At 70.4% G+C, this 23,439-nt stretch carries 15 protein-coding genes; 6 read left to right on the plus strand and 9 right to left on the minus strand.

Features of this window, described 5'->3' with window-relative positions; all coding sequences use genetic code 11:
- Window positions 1–149 precede the first annotated feature (149 nt).
- Window positions 150–896: a response regulator transcription factor gene (locus ABZ471_RS29695; RefSeq protein WP_359070630.1), complete on the plus strand. Its 747-nt coding sequence runs from the start codon at window positions 150–152 to the stop codon at window positions 894–896.
- A gap of 12 nt (window positions 897–908) precedes the next feature.
- Here ABZ471_RS29695 and ABZ471_RS29700 read toward each other — a convergent pair whose 3' ends face one another.
- Window positions 909–2,084, minus strand: a complete 1,176-nt coding sequence (locus tag ABZ471_RS29700) for a crosslink repair DNA glycosylase YcaQ family protein (protein ID WP_359070632.1) — start codon at window positions 2,082–2,084, stop codon at window positions 909–911.
- A gap of 63 nt (window positions 2,085–2,147) precedes the next feature.
- A complete protein-coding gene (locus ABZ471_RS29705) occupies window positions 2,148–2,720 on the minus strand; it encodes a GNAT family protein (protein ID WP_359070634.1) in 573 nt (190 codons plus the stop codon).
- Between the two features lie 253 nt (window positions 2,721–2,973).
- Here ABZ471_RS29705 and secA point away from each other — a divergent pair, with 253 nt between their 5' ends.
- Window positions 2,974–5,784, plus strand: a complete 2,811-nt coding sequence (gene secA, locus ABZ471_RS29710) for a preprotein translocase subunit SecA (protein ID WP_359070636.1) — start codon at window positions 2,974–2,976, stop codon at window positions 5,782–5,784.
- A gap of 103 nt (window positions 5,785–5,887) precedes the next feature.
- On the opposite strand, the gene ABZ471_RS29715 is transcribed toward secA, so the two are convergent.
- Window positions 5,888–6,373 carry an Rv3235 family protein gene (locus ABZ471_RS29715; RefSeq protein ID WP_359070638.1) on the minus strand — a complete coding sequence of 162 codons (486 nt, stop codon included), beginning with the start codon at window positions 6,371–6,373 and terminating at the stop codon, window positions 5,888–5,890.
- A gap of 290 nt (window positions 6,374–6,663) precedes the next feature.
- Here ABZ471_RS29715 and ABZ471_RS29720 point away from each other — a divergent pair, with 290 nt between their 5' ends.
- The gene (locus ABZ471_RS29720; protein ID WP_359070639.1) at window positions 6,664–7,176 is read left to right on the plus strand and encodes a hypothetical protein; all 513 of its coding nucleotides are present in this window, start codon (window positions 6,664–6,666) and stop codon (window positions 7,174–7,176) included.
- Between the two features lie 130 nt (window positions 7,177–7,306).
- Entirely contained in the window at window positions 7,307–7,975 is a 669-nt protein-coding gene (locus ABZ471_RS29725; RefSeq protein WP_359070641.1) for an HAD family hydrolase, read from the plus strand.
- Between the two features lie 56 nt (window positions 7,976–8,031).
- Here ABZ471_RS29725 and ABZ471_RS29730 read toward each other — a convergent pair whose 3' ends face one another.
- A complete protein-coding gene (locus tag ABZ471_RS29730; RefSeq protein ID WP_359070643.1) occupies window positions 8,032–8,607 on the minus strand; it encodes a DJ-1/PfpI family protein in 576 nt (191 codons plus the stop codon).
- A gap of 692 nt (window positions 8,608–9,299) precedes the next feature.
- Between ABZ471_RS29730 and ABZ471_RS29735 the strand changes: the two genes are divergently transcribed.
- Window positions 9,300–14,255 carry an NAD-glutamate dehydrogenase gene (locus tag ABZ471_RS29735; RefSeq protein ID WP_359070645.1) on the plus strand — a complete coding sequence of 1,652 codons (4,956 nt, stop codon included), beginning with the start codon at window positions 9,300–9,302 and terminating at the stop codon, window positions 14,253–14,255.
- 209 nt (window positions 14,256–14,464) lie between these two features.
- Window positions 14,465–15,973 carry a hypothetical protein gene (locus ABZ471_RS29740; protein ID WP_359070646.1) on the plus strand — a complete coding sequence of 503 codons (1,509 nt, stop codon included), beginning with the start codon at window positions 14,465–14,467 and terminating at the stop codon, window positions 15,971–15,973.
- Between the two features lie 7 nt (window positions 15,974–15,980).
- Here ABZ471_RS29740 and rox read toward each other — a convergent pair whose 3' ends face one another.
- The 5 genes from rox to ABZ471_RS29765 form a co-directional block, all read right to left on the minus strand.
- The gene (gene rox / locus ABZ471_RS29745; protein WP_359070648.1) at window positions 15,981–17,414 is read right to left on the minus strand and encodes a rifampin monooxygenase; all 1,434 of its coding nucleotides are present in this window, start codon (window positions 17,412–17,414) and stop codon (window positions 15,981–15,983) included.
- 163 nt (window positions 17,415–17,577) lie between these two features.
- Window positions 17,578–19,242: a glycosyltransferase family 2 protein gene (locus tag ABZ471_RS29750; protein ID WP_359070649.1), complete on the minus strand. Its 1,665-nt coding sequence runs from the start codon at window positions 19,240–19,242 to the stop codon at window positions 17,578–17,580.
- The gene (locus ABZ471_RS29755; RefSeq protein ID WP_359070650.1) at window positions 19,239–21,455 is read right to left on the minus strand and encodes a CDP-glycerol glycerophosphotransferase family protein; all 2,217 of its coding nucleotides are present in this window, start codon (window positions 21,453–21,455) and stop codon (window positions 19,239–19,241) included. Before ABZ471_RS29755 ends, ABZ471_RS29750 begins: the two co-directional genes overlap by 4 nt.
- Before the next feature lie 101 nt (window positions 21,456–21,556).
- The gene (locus ABZ471_RS29760) at window positions 21,557–22,426 is read right to left on the minus strand and encodes an ABC transporter ATP-binding protein (RefSeq protein WP_359070651.1); all 870 of its coding nucleotides are present in this window, start codon (window positions 22,424–22,426) and stop codon (window positions 21,557–21,559) included.
- Entirely contained in the window at window positions 22,419–23,333 is a 915-nt protein-coding gene (locus tag ABZ471_RS29765) for an ABC transporter permease (protein WP_359070653.1), read from the minus strand. The genes ABZ471_RS29760 and ABZ471_RS29765 overlap by 8 nt, the downstream gene beginning before the upstream one ends.
- Between the last annotated feature and the right edge of the window lie 106 nt (window positions 23,334–23,439).

The raw sequence follows: 23,439 nt of genomic DNA on the forward strand, positions 1-23,439 counted from the left end.
GCACCGGTGTGCGACCAGTTCGCGCCCCGCTCGTCACCTCGGTGTCGTCCAGGCATGAAATCATGGCCGGACCGGCCCAACCGGTGGGCCGCTGCCTTGGGTTGGCGATGGCACAGAACCACAGGCCACAGCCTTCAGGGGGAGGAACGATGGCGGACACCTTCGGACCGATGCGAGACGCTGACGCCGACGACGGTGTCATCGGCACAGGCCCGGACCCGGGCTCCTCGCGCAAGGAGCCGATCAGAGTCCTGGTCGTGGACGACCACGCCCTCTTCCGCCGTGGCCTGGAGATCGTGCTCGCGGCCGAGGAGGACATCCAGGTCGTCGGCGAGGCGGGCGACGGCGCCGAAGCCGTCGACAAGGCAGCGGACCTGCTGCCCGACATCGTGCTGATGGACGTACGGATGCCCAAGCGCGGCGGGATCGAGGCCTGCACCTCCATCAAGGAGGTCGCGCCCAGCGCAAAGATCATCATGCTGACGATCAGCGACGAGGAGGCCGACCTCTACGACGCCATCAAGGCGGGCGCGACCGGATATCTCCTCAAGGAGATCTCCACGGACGAGGTGGCCACCGCCATTCGCGCGGTGGCCGACGGGCAGTCGCAGATCAGCCCGTCCATGGCGTCCAAACTGCTCACCGAGTTCAAGTCGATGATCCAGCGCACCGACGAACGCCGGCTGGTGCCCGCGCCGCGGCTGACCGATCGCGAGCTGGAGGTCCTCAAGCTCGTCGCCACCGGGATGAACAACCGGGACATCGCGAAGGAGCTGTTCATCTCCGAGAACACCGTGAAGAACCACGTCCGCAACATCCTGGAGAAGCTGCAGTTGCACTCCAGGATGGAAGCGGTGGTCTACGCGATGCGGGAGAAGATCCTCGAGATCCGCTAGGCCTAGGGCGGCCTAGCCGATGAGGGTGGCGAGTTCCCGGGTGAGGGGCTCGCGGAGTTCGGGTGCGTCCACGCGTTCCACGCGGACGTCCGTGCAGTTCACCCAGGTCGCCGCCTCGACCAGAGCCTGCGCCACCGCAGGGACCGCCTTCGGCCCGTCCAGGGTGACCTGCTTGGCCACCAGGGTGTGGCCCTCGCGGGCCGGGTCGACTCGGCCGACCAGCAGGCCGCCGGCCAGGACCGGCATCGCGAAGTAGCCGTAGACCCGCTTCGGCTTGGGGACGTAGGCCTCCAGACGGTGGGTGAAACCGAAGATCCGCTCCGTGCGCGCACGCTCCCAGATCAGGGAGTCGAACGGGGACAGCAGTGTGGTGCGGTGACGGCCGCGCGGCGGTGCGGCGAGCGCCTCAGGGTCCGCCCAGGCCGGCTTGGACCAGCCCGCCACCTCGACCGGCACCAGACCCGAGTCGGCGATCACCGCGTCGACCTGTTCGCCCTTGAGACGGTGGTAGTCCGCGATGTCCGCGCGCGTGCCGACCCCGAGGGACTCACCGGCCAGCCGGACCAGACGGCGCACGCACTCGGTGTCGTCCAGGTCGTCGTGCAGCAGCGTGTCCGGGATCGCGCGCTCGGCGAGGTCGTACACCCGCTTCCAGCCGCGGCGCTCGACGCACACCACCTCGCCGTACATCAGCGCGCGCTCGACGGCGACCTTGGTGCCGGACCAGTCCCACCAGTCGTTGGTCTTCTTCGCACCGCCCAACTCCGTGGCCGTCAGGGGGCCTTCCGCGCGCAGCTGCTTGACGACCTGGTCGTAGGCGCCGTCGGGAAGCTCGTGGTTCCAGTGGGGGCGGTTGCGGTAGGCGCGACGGCGGAACGCGAAGTGGGGCCACTCCTCGACCGGGAGGATGCACGCCGCGTGCGACCAGTACTCGAAGGCGTGAGTGTCCTTCCAGTAGGCGGCCTCGACGGTCTTGCGGCCGACCGAGCCGAGGCGGGCGTACGGAATCAGTTCGTGGGAGCGGGCCAGGACCGAGATGGTGTCCAGCTGGACCGCGCCGAGGTGGCGGAGCACCCCGCGAACACCGGCCCGCCGGTCGGGCGCCCCCAGGAAGCCTTGGGCCCGCAGGGCGATACGGCGGGCGTCGTCCGCGGTGAGGCTGGTGGTGGGACGCGGAAGGGTCGTCATGCGTCGGACGATAGAGGGTGGCACTGACAATGGCGGATGACCTGGGGTTTCGTCCGGATGGGGTCAGGTCCGGGCGGGCAGGTACGGTGCTGTCGACGGCAGGCTCAGGTCCGACGGGAGCAGGGAGCCGACCCAGCAGTCCCGGCGCACTCCGTTGTTGTTGATGGCCGAGCGCAGGGTGCCCTCGACGGTGAAACCGGCGCGCTCGGCCACCGCGCGCGAGGGGCCGTTGCCGACCTCCGCACGCCACTCCAGACGGTCGACGGACAGCACGGTGAAGGCCCAGCGGGCAGCGGCGAGGGTGGCCTCGGTGATGTAGCCGCGGCCACGGTGCTCCTTGACGGCCCAGAAGCCGACCTCGCCGACACCCAGCGCACGCATCGTGATGCCGAGCATCCCCGCCAGCTCTCCTCGGGCCAGGAACACGCCGAAGGTGTACATCGAGTCGTGCGCCCAGCCGTCGGGCACCGTCTGCCCGGTGAAGCTCTCGGCGTGCTCGCGGAGATAGGGCGACGGGAACTGGGAGATCCAGCGCTGCATGTCGGGGTCCTGGGCGGCCGCGTACACCGCTTCGGTGTCGTCCGGGCCGACGGTGCGCAGCACGAGGCGTTCGGTGGCGAGCGTGACGGGTTCCATCGGCCGATTCTGCGCGGGTGGCCGGTGCGCCGCCAGGGTTTTTCGCGGTGCGTGAGCGAGTGATCACGATTCGCGCAATTCCTTGCGCCGACGCGGCACTATCCGTGCGCCCCGCCCGTTTGACCGAGTGAAGCAGCCGTCGAGCCGCCAGGCCTCCCGGCGCGGCCGGGTCCTCGCATACGATGGCCGTTGCTCAGTATGTCCAAAGGAAAACCGACCGTCCCAGGCCCGACCGGCAAGGAGACCAGCCCCCGTGTCCGTCCTCTCGAAGATCATGCGTGCAGGCGAAGGCAAGATCCTGCGCAAGCTGCACCGCATCGCGGACCAGGTCAACTCCATCGAAGAGGACTTCGTCGACCTCTCCGACGCCGAGCTGCGGGCTCTCACCGACGAGTACAAGCAGCGGTACGCCGACGGTGAGAGCCTGGACGACCTGCTCCCCGAGGCGTTCGCCACCGTCCGGGAGGCCGCCAAGCGCGTCCTCGGCCAGCGGCACTACGACGTGCAGCTGATGGGTGGCGCCGCCCTCCACCTCGGCTATGTGGCCGAGATGAAGACCGGTGAGGGCAAGACCCTCGTCGGCACGCTGCCCGCGTACCTGAACGCCCTCTCCGGAGAGGGCGTCCACCTGATCACGGTCAACGACTACCTGGCCGAGCGCGACTCCGAGATGATGGGCCGCGTCCACAAGTTCCTGGGCCTGAACGTCGGCTGCATCCTGGCCAACATGACGCCGGCCCAGCGCCGCGAGCAGTACGAGTGCGACATCACGTACGGCACGAACAACGAGTTCGGCTTCGACTACCTGCGCGACAACATGGCGTGGTCCAAGGACGAGCTGGTGCAGCGCGGCCACAACTTCGCCATCGTCGACGAGGTCGACTCCATCCTGGTCGACGAGGCCCGGACGCCGCTGATCATCTCCGGCCCGGCCGACCAGGCCACCAAGTGGTACGGCGACTTCTCCAAGCTGGTCACGCGCCTGAAGAAGGGCGAGGCGGGCAACCCGCTCAAGGGCCTCGAGGAGACCGGCGACTACGACGTCGACGAGAAGAAGCGCACGGTCGCCATCCACGAGGCCGGTGTCTCCAAGGTCGAGGACTGGCTGGGCATCGACAACCTCTACGAGTCGGTGAACACCCCGCTCGTGGGTTACCTGAACAACGCCATCAAGGCCAAGGAACTCTTCAAGAAGGACAAGGACTACGTCGTCATCGACGGCGAGGTCATGATCGTCGACGAGCACACCGGCCGTATCCTCGCCGGCCGCCGCTACAACGAGGGCATGCACCAGGCGATCGAGGCGAAGGAAGGGGTGGACATCAAGGACGAGAACCAGACCCTCGCCACGATCACCCTGCAGAACTTCTTCCGCCTCTACGGCAAGCTCTCCGGCATGACCGGTACGGCGATGACCGAGGCCGCCGAGTTCCACCAGATCTACAAGCTCGGCGTGGTCCCGATCCCGACGAACAGGCCGATGGTCCGCAAGGACCAGTCGGACCTGATCTACCGCACCGAGGTCGCGAAGTTCGAGGCGGTCGTCGACGACATCGCCGAGAAGCACGAGAAGGGCCAGCCGATTCTCGTCGGCACGACGTCCGTCGAGAAGTCGGAGTACCTCTCGCAGCAGCTCTCCAAGCGCGGCATCCAGCACGAGGTGCTGAACGCCAAGCACCATGAGCGTGAGGCGTCGATCGTCGCCCAGGCCGGCCGCAAGGGCGCCGTGACCGTGGCCACCAACATGGCCGGCCGTGGTACGGACATCAAGCTCGGCGGCAACCCCGACGACCTCGCGGAGGCCGAGCTGCGTCAGCACGGCCTCGACCCCGAGGAGCACATCGAGGAGTGGGCGCAGGCACTGCCCGCCGCTCTGGAGAAGGCCGAGCAGGCGGTCAAGGCCGAGTTCGAGGAGGTCAAGGACCTCGGCGGGCTGTACGTGCTGGGCACCGAGCGGCATGAGTCGCGTCGTATCGACAACCAGCTGCGCGGTCGCTCCGGCCGTCAGGGTGACCCGGGTGAGTCCCGCTTCTACCTGTCGCTGGGCGACGACCTGATGCGCCTGTTCAAGGCCCAGATGGTCGAGCGCGTGATGTCGATGGCGAACGTGCCGGACGATGTGCCGATCGAGAACAAGATGGTCACGCGCGCGATCGCGTCCGCGCAGTCGCAGGTCGAGCAGCAGAACTTCGAGACCCGTAAGAACGTTCTGAAGTACGACGAGGTGCTCAACCGGCAGCGCGAGGTCATCTACGGCGAGCGCCGCCGCGTCCTGGAAGGCGAGGACCTGCACGAGCAGGTGCAGCACTTCATGGACGACACCATCGACGCGTACATCGGTGCGGAGACCGCCGAGGGCTTCCCCGAGGACTGGGACCTGGACCGGCTGTGGGGTGCCTTCAAGCAGCTCTACCCGGTGAAGGTCACCATCGAGGAGTTGGAGGAGGCAGCCGGTGACCGGGCAGGTCTGACCGCCGAGTTCATCTCCGAGTCCATCAAGGACGACATCCGCGAGCAGTACGGGACGCGCGAGACGCAGCTCGGCTCCGAGATCATGCGGGAGCTGGAGCGGCGGGTCGTGCTGTCGGTCCTCGACCGCAAGTGGCGCGAGCACCTCTACGAGATGGACTACCTCCAGGAGGGCATCGGCCTGCGCGCGATGGCGCAGAAGGACCCGCTGGTCGAGTACCAGCGCGAGGGCTTCGACATGTTCACCGCCATGATGGAGGGCATCAAGGAGGAGTCCGTCGGCTACCTGTTCAACCTGGAGGTCCAGGTCGAGCAGCAGGTCGAGGAGGTTCCGGTCGAGGAGGCCCAGCCGGTGCCGGAGGGTGTCCAGGACACCGTGCCGGCGCAGGCGGGCGCGCGTCCGGAGATCCGGGCCAAGGGCCTGGATGTTCCGCAGCGCCGGGAACTGCACTTCTCCGCGCCGACCGTGGACGGCGAGGGCGGCATCGTGGAGCGCGACCTCGAGGACGACGAGCCGGTGCGCTCCGAGTCGGACGGGCTGACGCGGGCTGAGCGGCGTCGGCAGGCCAAGGGCGGGCGTCGCCGCAAGAAGTGAGCTGCGGTGGCTTAGCCGTTGCTTTCGGGCCGGGTCTCCTTCGGGGGCCCGGCCCTTTTGCGTGGGCACGGGGGAGTGCAGCTACGCAGGTTCTTCCGGTGGGCTAGTCCTCGGAAGTGTGCGGGGGCCTGGCGCCTTCCAGTTCCACTGCCGTGCAGCGCCAGCGGTGGTCCGGGCCCTGTTCCAGGCGGAAGGCCATGGCGCGCAGCTGGTTGCCGGCGGCGATGCGGGCGAAGACCTCCAGGGCTCCGGCGCGGGCGACGTAGTAGCCGATGTCGTGGACGACGGGGCGGGTGCCACGGGTGCGCAGGAGGCCCCGCTCGGCGAGGCGGGCGAGATTGTCGTAGGCGGGGCCTGCCGTGTGCCGGAGCATCCAGTGGACGGGGCGCTGGCCGCTGAGGACGGCCAGCAGACGGTCGGCGAAGACGTCGGTGGGGCGTGGCTGCCTCACGGCCGCCGTCGGCGTCGTAGCGGCCCTCCCGTGGACGGGATTGCGGGGTGGCGTGCTGCCCGGACGGCGGGAGTCGCGGCGGGTCGGAGGGCGGTGGTGCGGGCGGGGCTGGGCGGTGCGGCTCATGACCTTGTTCATGGGGGTCCCCGTTCGGCGGGCCCGGAACGTACCGGGCGGTAACTCGCTGGTGGGGATCTTGTACGGGGGTCGGGGCGGCCGCTGCAAGGAAGGCGGGGCGGGCGGCGAGGGCCGGATACGTTCACCTATCCGGGTGGCGAGGGACCCGTGATGCCCCGTGGCTGAGCGGTGGGACAGGGTGAGGTGCGGGGCGCGGGGTGGACGCGGCCGGGGGTGCGGGTGGGGGCTCGAAAGGGGACGGCCGCACGTATCCTGAAGGCCCGTCGGTGACCAGGAAAGAGCGGCCAGCCATGCGCGTCTACGTCCCCCTGACCCTCCCCGGTCTCGCCGAGGCGCACAGGACGGGCGAGCTGGGGACCGGCCCCTTCGTCGCGTACGCCGTCACGCCCGCTCTGCGTGAGTGGTACCTCTCCGACGACATCGAGGAGCTGGAGTACGCGGCGCTCAGCAGGGCCGCGCTGGCCTCGCTGCGGCTGCTGGCGGCCGATGCGGGTGCGGTACGGCGCCGGGTCGTGGTCGCCGTCGACGTGCCCGACGGCGCCGCCATGGCGGACCCGGACCGTGGGCTCGACCCGGCCGCGCTCGGCGAGGTGACGGTGGCCCGTACGGTGGCGCTCGCGAAGGCGGCGGCGGTGCACGTCGACGCCGACGAGGCGGAAAAGGACGTGGCCGCGGCGGCCCAGGCGCTGGAGGCGGCCGACGGCGGTGACGACGACGCGCAGTTCGTCGTGGACGAGGCCGACGATCATGAACTGCTGTGGTTCGCCACGCAGGAGATCCCGAATCTGGTGGACCGGGCCTGAGCGGTCCTGACCTGACCCGACCCCTGACCTGACCCGACCCCAGACCTGACCCGACCCCCGACCTGGCCTGACCGGGCCTCGGGGCGGCTGCCGGCCGCGAATGTCAGTGGGGGCGGGTACGGTTTTCGGCATGGGGATGCACGGAAGCGCGCACATTGTCTGGGACTGGAACGGGACGCTGTTCCACGACAATGCCGCGATCATCGGGGCGACGAACGCGGCCTTCGCCGAGCTGGGGCTGGCGCCGATCATGCTGGAGCAGTACCGGGCGCTGTACTGCGTGCCGGTGCCGAAGTTCTACGAGCGGCTGCTCGGCCGGCTGCCCACGGACGCCGAGTGGGAGCTGATGGACGTGGTCTTCCACCGGTACTACGCGGAGCAGAGGGCCCTGTGCGGGCTCACCGAGGGCGCGGTCGAACTGCTCGCGGGGTGGCGGTCGGCGGGGCACAGCCAGTCGCTGCTGAGCATGTACGGGCACGAGGAGCTGGTGCCGCTGGTGCGCGGCTTCGGGATCGAGGCGCACTTCATACGTGTCGACGGGCGTACGGGGCCGTCCGGCGGCAGCAAGGCCGAACACATGGTGCGGCATCTGGAGGCGCTGTCCGGGGCGGTGGAGGCCGCGCGGACCGTCGTGATCGGTGATGCCGCGGACGACGCGGTGGCTGCACGGCACGTGGGGGCGCGGGCCGTGCTGTACACGGGGGGTTCGCACAGCCGGGCCAGCCTGGAGGAGGTCGGGGTGCCGGTGGTGGACACGTTGGCCGAGGCGGTGGCGGAGGCGCAGCGGCTGGCGGCGTGAGCGGAGCGGCCCGTGCCGTTCCAGCGGCACGACAGCCCGCAGCTGCGCCGGTTGGCTCACATGGCCACGTCGCCGGTCGACTTGGCTCGCAGCACCTTGAGGAACTCCCGCATCCACGCCGGATGGTCCGGCCAGGCGCGGGCCGAGACCAGGGTGCCGTCCACCACCGCCTCGGCGTCCTCGAAGTGCGCTCCCGCGGTCTGCATGTCCAGTTCCAGGGCCGGGTACGCCGTCACCCGGCGGCCGCGGAGGCCGTCGATCGCGGCGGTGAGCAGGGGGCCGTGGCAGATCTGGGCGACGGGCTTGTCGGCGTCGAAGAAGGCCTTGAGGATCTTGCGTAGCTCGGGATCGTTGCGCAGATATTCGGGGGCCCGGCCGCCGGGGATGACGATGGCCGCGTACTGACCCGGGTCGACCTCGGAGAAGGCGAGGTCGGCGGGGAAGGTGTAGCCGGGCTTCTCGGTGTAGGTGTCGTAACCGGGCTCGAAGTCGTGGACGACGAAGCGGAGCGTCTTGCGGGTGGGGGCCGCGACGTCGACCTCGTAGCCTTCCTCGCGCAGGCGCTGGTAGGGATAGAGGACTTCCAGGGACTCCGCTGCGTCGCCGGTGATGATGAGGATCTTCGCGGGCATGTCGGTTCCTCCCGGGCGGCACGGTCCCCTCCACGGGGGACGGGCACTGTTGTGGGCCAACGTGCCTTCCAGGGGCGCGCCTGCCAAGAGGGCCCGTCGCTTTCAGGGTGCGGCCCGGGCCGTCCGCGCGCGACCCGATGGGCCGCGGACACCCGACCGGACCCCCGACCGTGTTCGGACCCCGGCATTCCGCCGCATCCTCACCGGTACATGACCGGATCCACGCGGGTGTGTGGCTGGATACGTCACCTGCCCCCGCGTTGCCGCTGTGCAGAACGTCAAACTTCACCCCCTGGTTTTGTACACATACGGCTCATGACGGGCCCCGGGTAGGGAGCGATAGCCTTGTGGCGTGATCAGCGCGATATCTCGCGGGGGCACTTCTGCTCCTGCCCTGCGCCCGGGTTGCACGGAACACCTCCGTGACCGGGCGGCGGTCGCTGGTCTTCGCGGGCGGGACGGGGGCACAGAAGCCCCCAGGACGCCGAGGACGGCCCGGGAAGCGACGGTGCCGAGAGCAGCGTCACAACTGACGGGCGTGCCAAGAATGGCCGAATACCCCCCGCTCATCTCACCTCGCGGCATAGCGTCGGACCGGACCGGACACCCCGGGCCGTGGCGTCGAGCCGGAGGGGAAGAGACCGTTTTTCCTTCTACGTCACGCAACGGCGCGCGACAGGAGCCAGAGGACAATGCAGACCAAGCTGGACGAAGCCAAGGCCGAGCTGCTCGAACGGGCCGCCCGGGTAGCTGAGAACAGCCCGGTCGGGGGGCACCTACCGACCGGGACGACGGGCGAGGGCACGGCCGGCGCTCCCGACACCGAATCCGTGCTCGCGTTCCTCCAGCGCTACTACCTGCACACCGCCCCGGAAGACCTCTCCGACCGCGACCCGGTCGACGTCTTCGGCGCCGCGGTCTCGCACTACCGGCTCGCCGAGACCCGCCCCCAGGGCACCGCGAACGTCCGGGTGCACACCCCGACCGTGGAGGAGAACGGGTGGACCTGCAGCCACACCGTCGTGGAGGTCGTCACCGACGACATGCCCTTCCTCGTCGACTCGGTCACCAATGAGCTGACCCGGCAGGGACGCGGCATCCACGTCGTCATCCACCCGCAGATCGTCGTCCGGCGCGACCTCACCGGCAGGCTCATCGAGGTCCTGCCCACCGCGCCCAGCGGCGACCTCCCGCACGACGCGCACATCGAGTCCTGGATCCACGTCGAGACCGACCGCGAGACCGATCGCGCCGATCTGAAGCAGATCACCGCCGACCTGCTGCGCGTCCTGTCCGACGTCCGCGAGGCCGTCGAGGACTGGGAGAAGATGCGGGACGCGGCGGTCCGGATCGCCGACGGCCTGGAGAGCGAGCCCCGGCCGGGCGACCTTCCCACGCCCGAGGTCGAGGAGGCACGCGAGCTGCTGCGCTGGCTGTCCGCCGACCACTTCACCTTCCTCGGCTTCCGCGAGTACCAGCTGCGCGACGACGACACGCTGGCCGCCGTCCCCGGCACCGGCCTCGGCATACTGCGCGCCGACCCGCACCACTCCGAGGACGACCAGCACCCGGTCAGCCCCTCCTTCGAGCGGCTGCCGGCCGACGCCCGCGCCAAGGCCCGCGAGCACAAGCTGCTCGTGCTGACCAAGGCCAACAGCCGGGCCACCGTGCACCGGCCGTCGTACCTGGACTACATCGGCGTCAAGAAGTTCGATGCGGACGGCAACGTCGTCGGCGAGCGCCGCTTCCTCGGCCTGTTCTCGTCCGCCGCCTACACCGAGTCCGTCCGCCGGGTCCCGGTCATCCGCCGCAAGGTCGACGAGGTCCTGGAGCGCGCCGGGTTCTCGCCCAACAGCCACGACGGCCGCGACCTGCTCCAGATCCTGGAGACCTACCCGCGCGACGAGCTGTTCCAGACCCCGCCCGCCGAGCTGCAGTCCATCGTGACGAGCGTCCTCTACCTGCAGGAACGCCGCCGGCTCCGGCTCTACCTGCGCCAGGACGAGTACGGCCGCTACTACTCGGCCCTCGTCTACCTCCCGCGCGACCGCTACACCACCGGCGTCCGGCTGCGGATCATCGACATCCTGAAGGAGGAGCTCGGCGGCATCAGCGTCGACTTCACCGCCTGGAACACGGAGTCGATCCTGTCCCGGCTGCACTTCGTCGTCCGCGTCCCGCCGGGCACCGAGCTGCCCGAGCTGTCGGACGCCGACAAGGACCGCATCGAGGCCCGCCTGGTCGAGGCCGCCCGCTCCTGGGCGGACGGGTTCGCCGAGGCGCTGAACGCCGAGTGCGGCGAGGAGCGCGCCGCCGAACTGCTGCGCCGCTACTACAACGGCAACTCCTTCCCCGAGGGCTACAAGGCCGACCACACGCCGCGCGCGGCGGTCGCCGACCTGGTCCACCTGGAGCGGCTGAGCTGCGAGAAGGGCAACGACTTCTCGCTGAGCCTGTACGAGCCGGTGGGCGCCGCCCCCGGCGAGCGCCGCTTCAAGATCTACCGCAAGGGCGACGCGGTCTCCCTGTCCTCCGTGCTCCCGGTCCTCAACCGGCTCGGTGTCGAGGTCGTGGACGAGCGGCCGTACGAGCTGCGCTGCGCGGACCGCACCATCGCCTGGATCTACGACTTCGGCCTGCGCATGCCCAAGGCGCTGGGCGGCGGCAACGGCGACTACCTCGGCGAGGACGGCCGTGAGCGGTTCCAGGAGGCGTTCTACGCGACCTGGACCGGCCAGGCGGAGAACGACGGCTTCAACTCCCTCGTGCTGAGCGCCGGACTGACCTGGCGGCAGGCGATGGTGCTGCGTACGTACGCCAAGTACCTGCGGCAGGCCGGCTCCACCTTCAGCCAGGACTACATGGAGGACACCCTCCGCAACAACGTCCACACCACCCGGCTCCTCGTCTCCCTGTTCGAGGCGCGGATGTCCCCGGACCGGCAGAAGGCCGGTCTCGAGATCACCGACGCCCTGCAGGAGGAGCTGGACGCGGCCCTGGACCAGGTGGCGAGCCTGGACGAGGACCGCATCCTGCGCTCCTTCCTGACCGTCATCAAGGCGACCCTGCGCACGAACTTCTTCCAGGAGGCGCTCGGCGGCCAGCCGCACGAGTACGTGTCCATGAAGTTCGACCCGCAGGCCATCCCGGACCTGCCCGCGCCGCGCCCGGCGTACGAGATCTGGGTGTACTCGCCGCGTGTCGAGGGCGTGCACCTGCGCTTCGGCAAGGTTGCCCGAGGCGGTCTGCGCTGGTCGGACCGCCGTGAGGACTTCCGTACCGAGATCCTCGGCCTGGTCAAGGCGCAGATGGTGAAGAACACCGTCATCGTGCCGGTCGGCGCCAAGGGCGGCTTCGTCGCCAAGCAGCTGCCGGACCCGGCCGTCGACCGGGACGCATGGCTGGCCGAGGGCATCGCCAGCTACAAGACGTTCATCTCGGCGCTGCTCGACATCACCGACAACATGGTGGCCGGCGAGGTCGTGCCGCCGCAGGACGTGGTGCGGCACGACGGCGACGACACCTACCTGGTGGTCGCGGCGGACAAGGGCACGGCGACGTTCTCGGACATCGCCAACGGGGTCGCCGAGAAGTACAACTTCTGGCTGGGCGACGCCTTCGCCTCCGGCGGCTCGGCCGGTTACGACCACAAGGGCATGGGCATCACCGCGCGCGGCGCCTGGGAGTCCGTGAAGCGGCACTTCCGCGAGCTGGGCGTGGACACGCAGACCGAGGACTTCACGGTCGTCGGCATCGGTGACATGTCCGGTGACGTGTTCGGCAACGGCATGCTGCTGAGCGAGCACATCCGCCTGGTCGCCGCCTTCGACCACCGGCACATCTTCATCGACCCGAACCCGGACGCGGCCACCTCCTACGCCGAGCGCCGCCGCCTGTTCGAGCTGCCCCGCTCCAGCTGGGAGGAGTACAACACCGAGCTGCTGTCGGCAGGCGGCGGGATCTTCCCGCGGACCGCCAAGGCGATCCCGCTCAACGCGCACATCCGGGAGGCGCTGGGCATCGAGGAGAAGATCTCCAAGATGACCCCGGCCGACCTGATGAAGACGATCCTCCACGCGCCGGTGGACCTGCTGTGGAACGGCGGCATCGGCACCTACGTGAAGTCGTCCGCCGAGTCCAACGCCGACGTCGGCGACAAGGCCAACGACTCCATCCGCGTCGACGGCCGCGACCTGCGCGTCAAGGTCGTCGGCGAGGGCGGCAACCTGGGCCTGACCCAGCTCGGCCGCATCGAGTTCGCGCTGCACGGCGGCCGGATCAACACCGACGCGATCGACAACAGCGCGGGCGTGGACACCTCCGACCACGAGGTGAACATCAAGATCCTGCTCAACGGCCTGGTCGCGGACGGCGACATGACCGTCAAGCAGCGCAACAAGCTGCTCGCCGAGATGACCGACGAGGTCGGGTCGCTGGTGCTGCGCAACAACTACGCGCAGAACGTGGCGCTCGCCAACGCGCTGGCCCAGTCCAAGGACATGCTGCACGCGCAGCAGCGGTTCATCCGCCACATGGTCCGCGAGGGCCACCTGGACCGGGCGCTGGAGTTCCTTCCCACGGACCGTCAGATCCGTGAGCGCCTGGGCCAGGCCCAGGGCCTGACCGGCCCGGAGACGGCCGTGCTGCTGGCCTACACGAAGATCACGGTCGCCGAGGAGCTGCTGCACACCACGCTGCCGGACGACCCGTACCTGCGCAGCCTGCTGCACGCCTACTTCCCGACGGCGCTGCGCGAGCGGTTCGCGGACGCGGTCGACGGTCACCCGCTGCGCCGCGAGATCACCACGACGGTGCTGGTCAACGACACGGTCAACACGGGCGGTACGACGTACCTGCACCGGCTGCGCGAGGAGACCGGCGCCTCGCTGGAGGAGATCGTCCGCGCCCAGACCGCGGCCCGCGTGATCTTCCGCTCGGCGCCGGTGTGGGACGCGGTCGAGGAGCTGGACAACAAGGTCGACGCGGCCGTCCAGACCCGGATCCGGCTGCACTCGCGCCGCCTGGTCGAGCGCGGTACGCGCTGGCTGCTGAACAACCGGCCCCAGCCGCTGCAGCTCGCGGAGACCGTCGAGTTCTTCGGCGAGCGGGTCGAGCAGGTCTGGCAGGAGCTGCCCAAGCTGCTGCGCGGCGCGGACCTGGAGTGGTACCAGCACGTGTACGACGAGCTGTCCGAGGTCGGCGTCCCGGACGAGCTGGCCACCCGCGTGGCCGGGTTCTCCTCCGCCTTCCCGGCGCTGGACATCGTCTCGGTGGCCGACCGCATGAGCAAGGAGTCGCTGGACGTCGCCGAGGTCTACTACGACCTCGCCGACCGCCTCGGCATCGCCCAGCTCATGGACCGCATCATCGAGCTGCCCCGCGCCGACCGCTGGCAGTCGATGGCCCGCGCCTCCATCCGGGAGGACCTGTACGCGGCCCACTCGGCTCTCACGGCGGACGTCCTGGCGGCCGGCAACGGCACGTCGACTCCCGAGCAGCGCTTCGGTGCCTGGGAGCAGACGAACGCGGCGATCCTGAGCCGGGCGCGCACCACACTGGAGGAGATCCGCGGTTCGGACGCCTTCGACCTCGCCAACCTGTCGGTGGCGATGCGCACGATGCGGACGCTGCTGCGCTCGCACTCGTAGCCGTACGGCGATGAGGGCGCCCCGGGCCGGTCGCGGCCCGGGGCGCCCTCTTTCTTGCGCGCGACTTGCCGACGGCTTGCCCGCATTTAGGGAAAACCCTGCGGCGAATTTACCGTTTCCTGCTTATCGGTGCGTTTCGGATAGGGTCGGGGCTGTGACAGTGATCCTCACCGAGACCCGCCCGGCAACACCCGTGCCGGCGCCGCAGGATGCGCGCCTCGCCCCCGCCTAGCACCGCCGCCGCGGGACGGTCGCTGCCCCAGGCCGCCGCCGCGGGACGGTCGCTGCCGCAGGCCGCCGCCGTGCTGGTCCTGGCCCTGCTGCTGCTGGTGATCGTCCGTCTGCCGTGGGCGGGCGATCTCGGGATGCACGCGGCGACCGTGCAACGGCTGCGGCACAGCCTGCTGGACCCCGGCAACCCGCTGGTCGACGCCGATACGCCGAGCCCGTACTACTCGCCGTGGATGCTGCTGCTGGGCTGCCTCGCCAGGATCACCAGCCTGTCGGTGTTCGACGTGCTGCGGATCGGTGCGCTGGTCAGCCTCGGGCTGCTGGTCACCGGCGTGTGGCGGTACGTCCGCACGCTCAGCGCCCATCGCGCCGCGCCGGCACTGGCGATGCTGTGCCTCGTCTTCCTGTGGGGTCCGCTGCTGTTCAACTGGAGCGGCTTCCTCGGCCTCAACTCGCTCGCGCTGACGGTCGCGTACCCCAGCGTGCTGGCCCTCGGCCTCTCCTTCCACTTCTGGGCCTGGCTCACCCGGGCGCTGCGTGCCGAGACCGGATGGGGGGCGTGGCTGGGGCTGGGGCTGCTGTGGGGGCTGATCCTGCTGTGCCACCAGTTCACGGGGGTGGTGGCGTCTCTTGGCGCGCTGGCCATGGTGATCGCCGCACGGCCCGGCCGTGCGGTGCTGGTCCGGCTCGGCGCCGCGCTCGCCCTGGGCGTGGTGCTGCTGTGGCTCTGGCCGTACTACGACTTCTTCGCGCTCTTCTCCGCGGGCGTGGATCTCGAAGCGATCCACCGGCCGCTGTACGACCACCTGGCCGGGCGGTTCGGGCTGGTCCTGCTGGGAGTCGTCGCTCTGGGCCTGCGGTGGCGGCGGGACCGCTGGGACCCTCTGGTCCTCTTCTTCCTCCTCGGTGCGCTGGTGTTCGTCGCGGGTGGATTGACCGGGCACTACTCGTGGGGCCGGGCCCTGCCCGCCGTGCTGATCCCGGCGCAGCTCGCCGCCGCGCTGGAGCTCGTGTCGGCGGGGCGGCGGGCGGTGCGGGCGGGGTGGGCGTGTGTGCTCGGCGCCGCGCTGGCCGTGGGGGCGTGGGCGCAGGTGGGGACGCTCGGGTACGTGGTCGGGCGGGACGCGCTGCCGAGTGCGGTCGCGGCGAAGTACCGGCCGCCGTGGGTGGGCTACCAGTGGATCACGCCCTGGGTGAAGTACGGGGATGTGGTCATGGCGCGGACGCTCGCGGCCCGGCAGATTCCCGCGTACGGGCCGTACACCGTGGCTCCCGGCTATCCCGATGTGTTCCTGCCGGACGAGGCGGGGCGGGATGCGGCGGTGCGACGGTATTTCGCGGCGGGCACGCCGGCCGAGGGCCGGCGGGCCGTGTTGCGGGAGTACGGGGTGCGGTGGGTCGTGGCCGGCAGGTCGTCCGCGCAGCCGTGGCTGCGCCAGGTGGCGACGGGGCCGGACGGGCAGGTCCTGTACGAGGTCCTGCCCTGACAGGTGCTCAGCCGGTGGCAGCGCCGAACCACTGGGGGAGCCGGCTGAGCAGATCCTGCTGGTCGTCACCGACCCACGCCACGTGACCGTCCGGCCGCAGCAGCACCGCGGGCGCGTCCAGTTCCTCGCTGACGTCGACGACGTGGTCGACCCGGTCTGCCCAGCCCGCCACCGAGAGCCGGCCGGCCTGGTCGAGCAGCAGCCCGCGGCCGGCGTGCATCAGCTCGTAGAGGCGGCCCTGCTTCAGCTGTACGTCCCGGAGCCGCCGGCCGAGGAGTTCATGCCCCTCGCCGAAGTCGTAGCGGATCCCGATCGCGATGATCTTCTCCAGCAGGTGCCGGTTCACCTCCTCGAAGTCCATCAGCTCCGACACCAGTCGGCGCACTGCCCGGGCACCCGGTTCGAGGGACATCAGTTCCATCTGGGCGCGGGTGTTCTCCAGCACGTCGGCGGCCACCGGGTGCCGTTCGGTGTGGTAGCTGTCCAGCAGCCCCTGCGGCGCCCGGCCGCCGACCTCGGCAGCCAGTTTCCAGCCGAGGTTGAACGCGTCCTGGATGCCGAGGTTGAGCCCCTGCCCGCCGGTCGGCGGGTGGATGTGCGCGGCGTCGCCGGCCAGCAGCACCCGGCCGACGCGATAGCGCTCGGCCTGCCGGGTGCCATCGCCGAAGCGGGACAACCAGCGCGGTGAGTGGATGCCGAAGTCGGTGCCCGCGGTCGCCTGCAGCTGCTGCCTGACCTCTTCGAGGGTCGGCGGGACCGAGCGGTCCTGAGCCACCCCCTCGGCGGGCACGACGACGCGGTACGTCCCGTCCCCGAGGGGCATGGCGCCGAACCGCAGCTGGGTCTTGCGGACTTCGGCCATCACGGCGGTCAGCGTCTCCGGCGACGCGGTCAGCTCGACCTCGCCCAGCAGCGTGTCGACCCTGCTGGGCTCACCGGGGAAGCCGACACCGAGCAGCTTGCGCACCGTGCTCCGGCCGCCGTCGCAGCCGACGAGGTAGCGCGCACGCAGATGCGTGCCGTCGGCCAGCTCGGCGGTCACCCCGTCCTCGTCCTGGCTCAGCCCGACCAGCTCGCAGCCGCGCCGGATCTCGGCGCCCAGTTCGGTGGCGCGCTCGGTCAGCAGACGATCGGTCGTGGGCTGCGGGATGCCGAGGACGTACGCATGCGCGGAGTCCAACCGGACCGGCGACGGCTTGCTGATGCCGGCGAAGAAACCGAAACCGCCGAGCGGGTACTGCCGGCCGAGCGCGTGGAACCGGTCCAGCAGACCGCGCTGGTCCATCACTTCGATGCTGCGCGCGTGCAGGCCGAGCGCGCGGACCACGCTGGTCGGCTCCGACTCCCTCTCCAGCACGACCACGTGCACGCCGTGCAGCCGCAACTCGCCGGCCAGCATCAAGCCGGTCGGTCCGCCGCCGGCAACGATCACGTCGATCATCAAGAATCCCCCATGTCCGCAGGTACTGGCTTCGGCGGGTGATTCTGCGCTACGACCCGGGCCTTGCCGCAAGGCCCCCCATGCGCTATACGTTGAGAAGGGCAAGGAGTGGGAGATCTCCTTGCCTTTGTCTTTTCTCGGCCCGTGTCTTGTTCCGGCCTCTCTACTTCAGCAGGCTCGACACCAGTCGCATCGCCCTGCGGACCTTCGGGCGGGCCAGCTTCTGTGCCGCCGGGCGGATCACCCGGGCCGTCACGCCGGTCGGCTGCCAGCGGATCTGCAGACGGCCGGGGGTGCGGCCCTCCGGTTCGACGGTGACCTGGTGGGGGGCCGTGCCCGAGCGGTAGGCGACGGGGGCCGTGATGGACGGGAAGTCCAGGGGGGCCAGCAGGAGGCCCGAGTGGGCCAGGCCCTGCTGCTCCAGGCGCAGGAGAGGATGGCGGACGCCGTCGAAGCCCTGGAGCGGGATGCGGGCCGCGGCGAGGTCCAGGCGGACCCGGCCCTCGAAGAGGCCGGGGCGGACCGGGTCCAGGCGGAACGGGACCGTCATACGGCGCCGGCCGGGTGCCAGCAGGAGTGCGGCGCGCTGCGGGCCGACGGGGAGGCGGAGGCCGGGGTCGTAGGTGCGGATCGCGAGGGTGAGAGAGGCTCCGGGGCCTTGCGTCAGCTCCGTGATCTCGTGGCGGAAGTGCGCGGTGGGGAAGGGACGGGTGTCCAACTCCAGGTCGGAGACGTCCAGTTCGCGGCGGGCCGGGTCGGAGGAAGGGACGGTGTCGCCCCAGTAGGTGGCGCCGGAGGAGTCGGACGTCACGTGTCTCGGGGCCACCCCGTGGCCCAGGCCGCGCGCCGCCAGCCGGACGTCGGACAGACGGCCGTCGCGCAGGAGCTGGAGGACCACCCGCTCGGAGCGCGGCAGGCGGGCGTACGCGCCCGGGGAGAGCGCCTCCAGGTACGGGTTCATGATCTCGGCGAAGGACTCCAGCCACTCCTCGTCCCGGTAGGGCAGGTCGCCCGCGTACATCCGGAAGTCGTGCTTGAGGAACTTGTAGTCCTTGTCCTCCCGTAGCGCCGCATGCCCGCTCTCCACCAGGAAGTCGTCGATCAGGTGCTGCACGTGCACCCGGTCGCGGACGTTGGAGATCTTGTGCCGCTGGTTGGAGATGGAGGCCGACGCGGCCGCCGCGAACGGCTCGATGTACCAGACGTACACCGGATCGGGGATGATCGTGAACGCCTTCGCCAGGCAGTACGCCTGCGCCGAGAACAGCTGGTCCTCGTAGTGGATGCCCTCGGGGAAGCGGAGTTGGTGGCGGTCCAGGAACGTGCGGGCGTACATCTTGCTGGTCGACAGGTGCTCGAACAGCAGCCGGGGGTCGGCCTCGATGCCGTCCAGCGTGCGGTGCTCGGCCACCAGGTGCGGCATCCAGGTCGAGCGGCGTCCGTTGTCCACCCGGACCCGGCGGACCGCGCCCATCGCGAAGTCCACCTCCCGCTCGCGGTGCGCGGCCAGCAGCAACTCGACCGCGCGCGGCGGGAGTTCGTCGTCGCTGTCGAGGAACATCAGGTACGGCGCCCGGGCGATCTCGATGGCCCGGTTGCGCGGCGCGCTGCACCCGCCGCTGTTCTCCGGCAGCCGCAGGTAGTGGATGCGGTGGTCCTGGGCGGCCAACTGCCGAGCCACCGCGGGAGTGTCGTCGGTCGAGTGGTCGTCGCTGATGACGATCTCGATGTTGGCGTGGGTCTGGGCGCGCAGGGAGGCGACCGCCCTCGGGAGACGGGCCGCGTCGTTGTAGACGATGACGGTGACCGTGACGTCGGGGGTCGTCATGCCGTGGCCTCCTCGGGGGTCGGGGCGGGGGTGCGTTCGTCGACGGGGATCACCGGCGGCAGGGCCTCCTCGGGTTCGCCGAGGAACACCCGCCGTACGACCCGCTCGGCGGCGCGCCCGTCGTCGAACTCGCAGAACCGGCGCCGGAAGGCGGCCCGTGACTTCGCCGCGCTCTCGTCGCGCCAGGCGCCCGAGGTGAGGATCTCCGTCAGCTCCTCCTGGGTGCGGGCGACGTGGCCCGGCGCCTCGGCCATCAGGTCGAAGTAGACGCCCCGGGTGGTCCGGTACGTCTCCCAGTCGTCGGCGTAGACGATGACCGGGCGGTCCAGGTTGGCGTAGTCGAACATGATCGACGAGTAGTCCGTGACCAGCGCGTCGGCGGCCAGACACAGCTCCTCGACCGGGTCGTAGGAGGAGACGTCGATGATCCGGCCGGAGCGGCGCAGGCCGGTCAGCGGGGAGGCGGAGCCGCCGCCGTAGAAGTAGTGGGCGCGGACCAGCAGGACGGTGTCCTCGCCGAGGCGGTCGGCCAGCGCGGCGAGATCGAGGCGGGGGGTGAAACCGGCCTCGTAGTCGCGGTGGGTGGGGGCGTAGAGGACGGCGGTCCTGCCGGGGGCGATGCCCAGGCGTTCGCGGGCCGCGCGGACGTCGGCCGCCGTGGCGGTGTGGAAGACGTCGTTGCGCGGATAGCCGTAGTCCAGCGAGGTGTAGCGAGCCGGGTAGGCGCGCTCCCACATGCGGGTGGAGTGGCTGTTGGCGCTGACGCTGTAGTCCCACTTGTCGATGCGGGCCAGCAGCGCGGCGAAGTCCAGGCCCTTGGCGGCGGCCGGGTGGTCCATCTGGTCCAGGCCCATGCGCTTGAGCGGGGTGCCGTGGTGGGTCTGGAGGTGGATCGCGTCGGGGCGTTTGACCACCGCGTTGGGGAAGTTGACGTTGTTCGTCAGGTACTTGGCGGTGGCCAGCGTCTCCCAGTATCGGCGGGTGCCGGGGACCACGTGGTCCGTGCCGGGCGGCAGGAGGGCCGCGTTGTCCTTGCCGACCACCCACACCCTGTGGATGTGCGGGGCGAGTTCGGCGAGCTTGGCGGCGATCGCGGCGGGGTTGCAGGCGACCCCGCGGTCCCAGTACGCGGTGAACACGGCCAGGTTCGGGTCGACCGGGCGGCCGAGCGCCCTGTGGTACTGCTGGTCGCGGAGCTTCGCGCCCACCTGGCGCTTGCGGGTCCGTACGGCCTTGCGGGCCGCGCGGCGGGCACGGTTGCCGGCCTGGAAGGCGCGGTACTTGGTGTAGGCGCCCTCTTCGAGCAGGGCGTGCCGGACGCCTTCGAGGCCGGCCGGGCGCCGGTGGCCCTCGGGGCGCCAGCGGACCGCGGCCTGGGAGGCCCGGCGAAAGAACTCGCGGGCCACGGCGTCGGGCAGGTTCTCGCCGGCGAAGGTGCGCACCAGGTCGCGGACCATCAGGTCGTACAGGACCGCGCGGGCGGTACGGCGGTCCCCGGCGAGCGCGAGCAGCGACTCGTAACGGTCGACGAGCGCGAACCGGTCCTCGGGGGCGAGGGGCGGCAGGCTCTCGGGGCGCAGCACGCGGTTCTCGTACGCCGCCTGGTTCAGGCAGGCGACGCGGCCGGCGTGCAGCAGGGCCGCGCGCGCGGCGTACGGCTCGTCCTCGGTGGTGAGCTGCTCCTCGTGCGCGTGCCAGAACGCTGCGCGCAGGACGCGGGTGCCGAGCAGCGGGGTGAGGCGCAGCAGGTCGGCCGCGTCGTCCAGGGCGAGGTCGGCGCGGCCGGCGCCGGCGAGGAGGCGGCCGTCGCGGGAGGGGGCGGCGGCGGTCTGCCAGGTGGTGGTGACGTGGTCGAGGAGGAGTACGTCCACGGGGGTGCCGGTGGTGTCGGAGCCGTCCAGTTCGGCGGCCCGCTCGGCGATCAGCCGGGGCGTTCCGGCGGGCAGGCCGTCCTTGGCGTGCACGAAGTGCAGCCAGCGGCCGGACGCCCGCGCGGCCCCCGCGGCCCGGGCCGCCGCGTCACCGGTGCCGTCGGGCAGGGTCACCACGATCGTCTCGGGGGCGTGGCCCTCGGCGGTCTCCCTCGCCCACTCGCCGACCGCGGCGACGATCACCTCGGCGTCCGGGAGCGGGCGGGCCTCCAGCGAGTCGAGCAGTTCGGTCAGATGCCCCTGGGCGTTCGGCCCGTAGACGATGACACTGAGTTGGGGCATCGCAGAGTACTCCTTCGGCTCGTCGTCTCAGGGGGTACCTTACTTAACATACTGTCACTTGATGGATGAAAGGGATAACCACGCCTGAGTAAGAGCAATGCTCACGAAGGAAGAGGGGCTTTCGGCGTCCCCGGTTGCGGCACCTCGGCCTTTTTGGGTGCGGGCTTCTTCGCCGACTTGTCGCTCTTGTCGCCGGTGAAGGCCTCGTACTCCTTCAGGACGTCCTCGGTCGGCCCGTCCATGCGCAGCTCGCCGCGCTCCAGCCACAGCACCCGCTCGCAGGTGTCGCGGATCGACTTGTTGTTGTGGCTGACCAGGAAGACGGTTCCCGCGTGCCGGCGCAGCTCGCGGATCCGCTCCTCGGAGCGCTTCTGGAAGGAGCGGTCTCCGGTGGCCAGGGCCTCGTCGATCAGCAGGACGTCGTGGTCCTTGGCGGCGGCGATGGAGAAGCGCAGGCGGGCGGCCATGCCGGAGGAGTACGTCCGCATGGGCAGCGTGATGAAGTCGCCCTTCTCGTTGATCCCGGAGAAGTCGACGATGTCCTGGTAGCGCTCCTTGACCTGCTCCCGGGACATGCCCATGGCGAGGCCGCCGAGGAAGACGTTGCGCTCGCCGGTGAGGTCGTTCATCAGGGCCGCGTTGACGCCCAGCAGGGAGGGCTGGCCGTCGGTGTAGATGTGGCCGTTCTCCACCGGGAGCAGGCCGGCGACCGCCTTGAGCAGGGTCGACTTGCCTGAGCCGTTGGTGCCGATCAGGCCGATCGCCTCGCCCTTGTAGGCGACGAACGACACCTCCTTCACCGCGTGCACCTTGCGCACACCGGCCGCCTTCTCGGCATGCTTGCGGCGCAGCATGCGGTTGAGGGCGGCGGTGGCGGTGCCGCGGCCCGCGCCGGTGCCGTTGACCCGGTAGACGATGTCGACGCGGTCGGCGACGACGGTGGGGATCATGTCGTTCACGGTGTCAGCCACGGCCGTACGTCTCCTCAGCCTTCCAGAAGTAGATGAAGCCGCCGATTCCGGCGAGCACGGCCCAGCCGGTCGCGGCCGCCCACACATGCGGGGGCAGCGACTTGGCGTGGAAGCTGTCGATCAGCGCGTACCGCATCAGGTCGATGTAGACCGCGGCCGGGTTGATCTCCAGCATGACCGTGACGATGTGCGGCAGGTGGTCCTTCTTGGTGAGCTTGTCGATGCTCCACATCACGCCGGACACGTACATCCACGTGCGCAGCACGAACGGCATCAGCTGCGCGATGTCCGGGGTCTTGGCGCCCATCCGCGCCATGACCATCGACACGCCGGTGTTGAAGACGGACTGCAGGACGAGAGCGGGGATCGCGAGCAACCAGGAGGCGGCGACGGGGATCCCGAAGCAGAGCAGGATGACGATCAGTGCGGCCATCGAGAACAGCAGCTGCTGGAGCTGCTGGAGCGCGAAGGAGATCGGCAGGGCGGCGCGCGGGAAGTGCAGGGCGCGGACCAGGCCGAGGTTGCCGGAGATCGCGCGGGTGCCCGCCATGATCGAGCTCTGCGTGAACGTCCAGATGAACACGCCCGTGACCAGGAACGGTACGTAGTCGGGGACGTTGTGCTTGGTGCCGAGCAGCACGCCGAAGATGAAGTAGTAGACCGCCGCGTTCAGCAACGGGGTCATGACCTGCCAGACCTGGCCGAGCTTCGCCTGGCTGTACTGGGCGGTGAGCTTGGCGGTGGCGAAGGCGGTGATGAAGTGGCGGCGGGCCCACAGCTGGCGGACGTACTCCGGCAGGGAGGGGCGGGCGCCGCTGACCGACAGGCCGTGCCGGTCGGCCAGCGCCGCGAGGTCGTCGTCGGCCGGGGCCTGGGTCGGGGGCGGTGTGTGGAGGACCTGGCTCACATCCGCTGCTTTCGCTCGGGGGAGGGGGGTGCGTCCGGCTGCCGCCGGGCCTGAGTGGTCCCCATCCGTAGTCCGGCGTTTCCTTACGCTTCTCTTCACGTTCTCT

The sequence above is a fragment of the Streptomyces sp. NPDC005728 genome, from assembly GCF_040630895.1.
GTDB lineage: Bacteria > Actinomycetota > Actinomycetes > Streptomycetales > Streptomycetaceae > Streptomyces.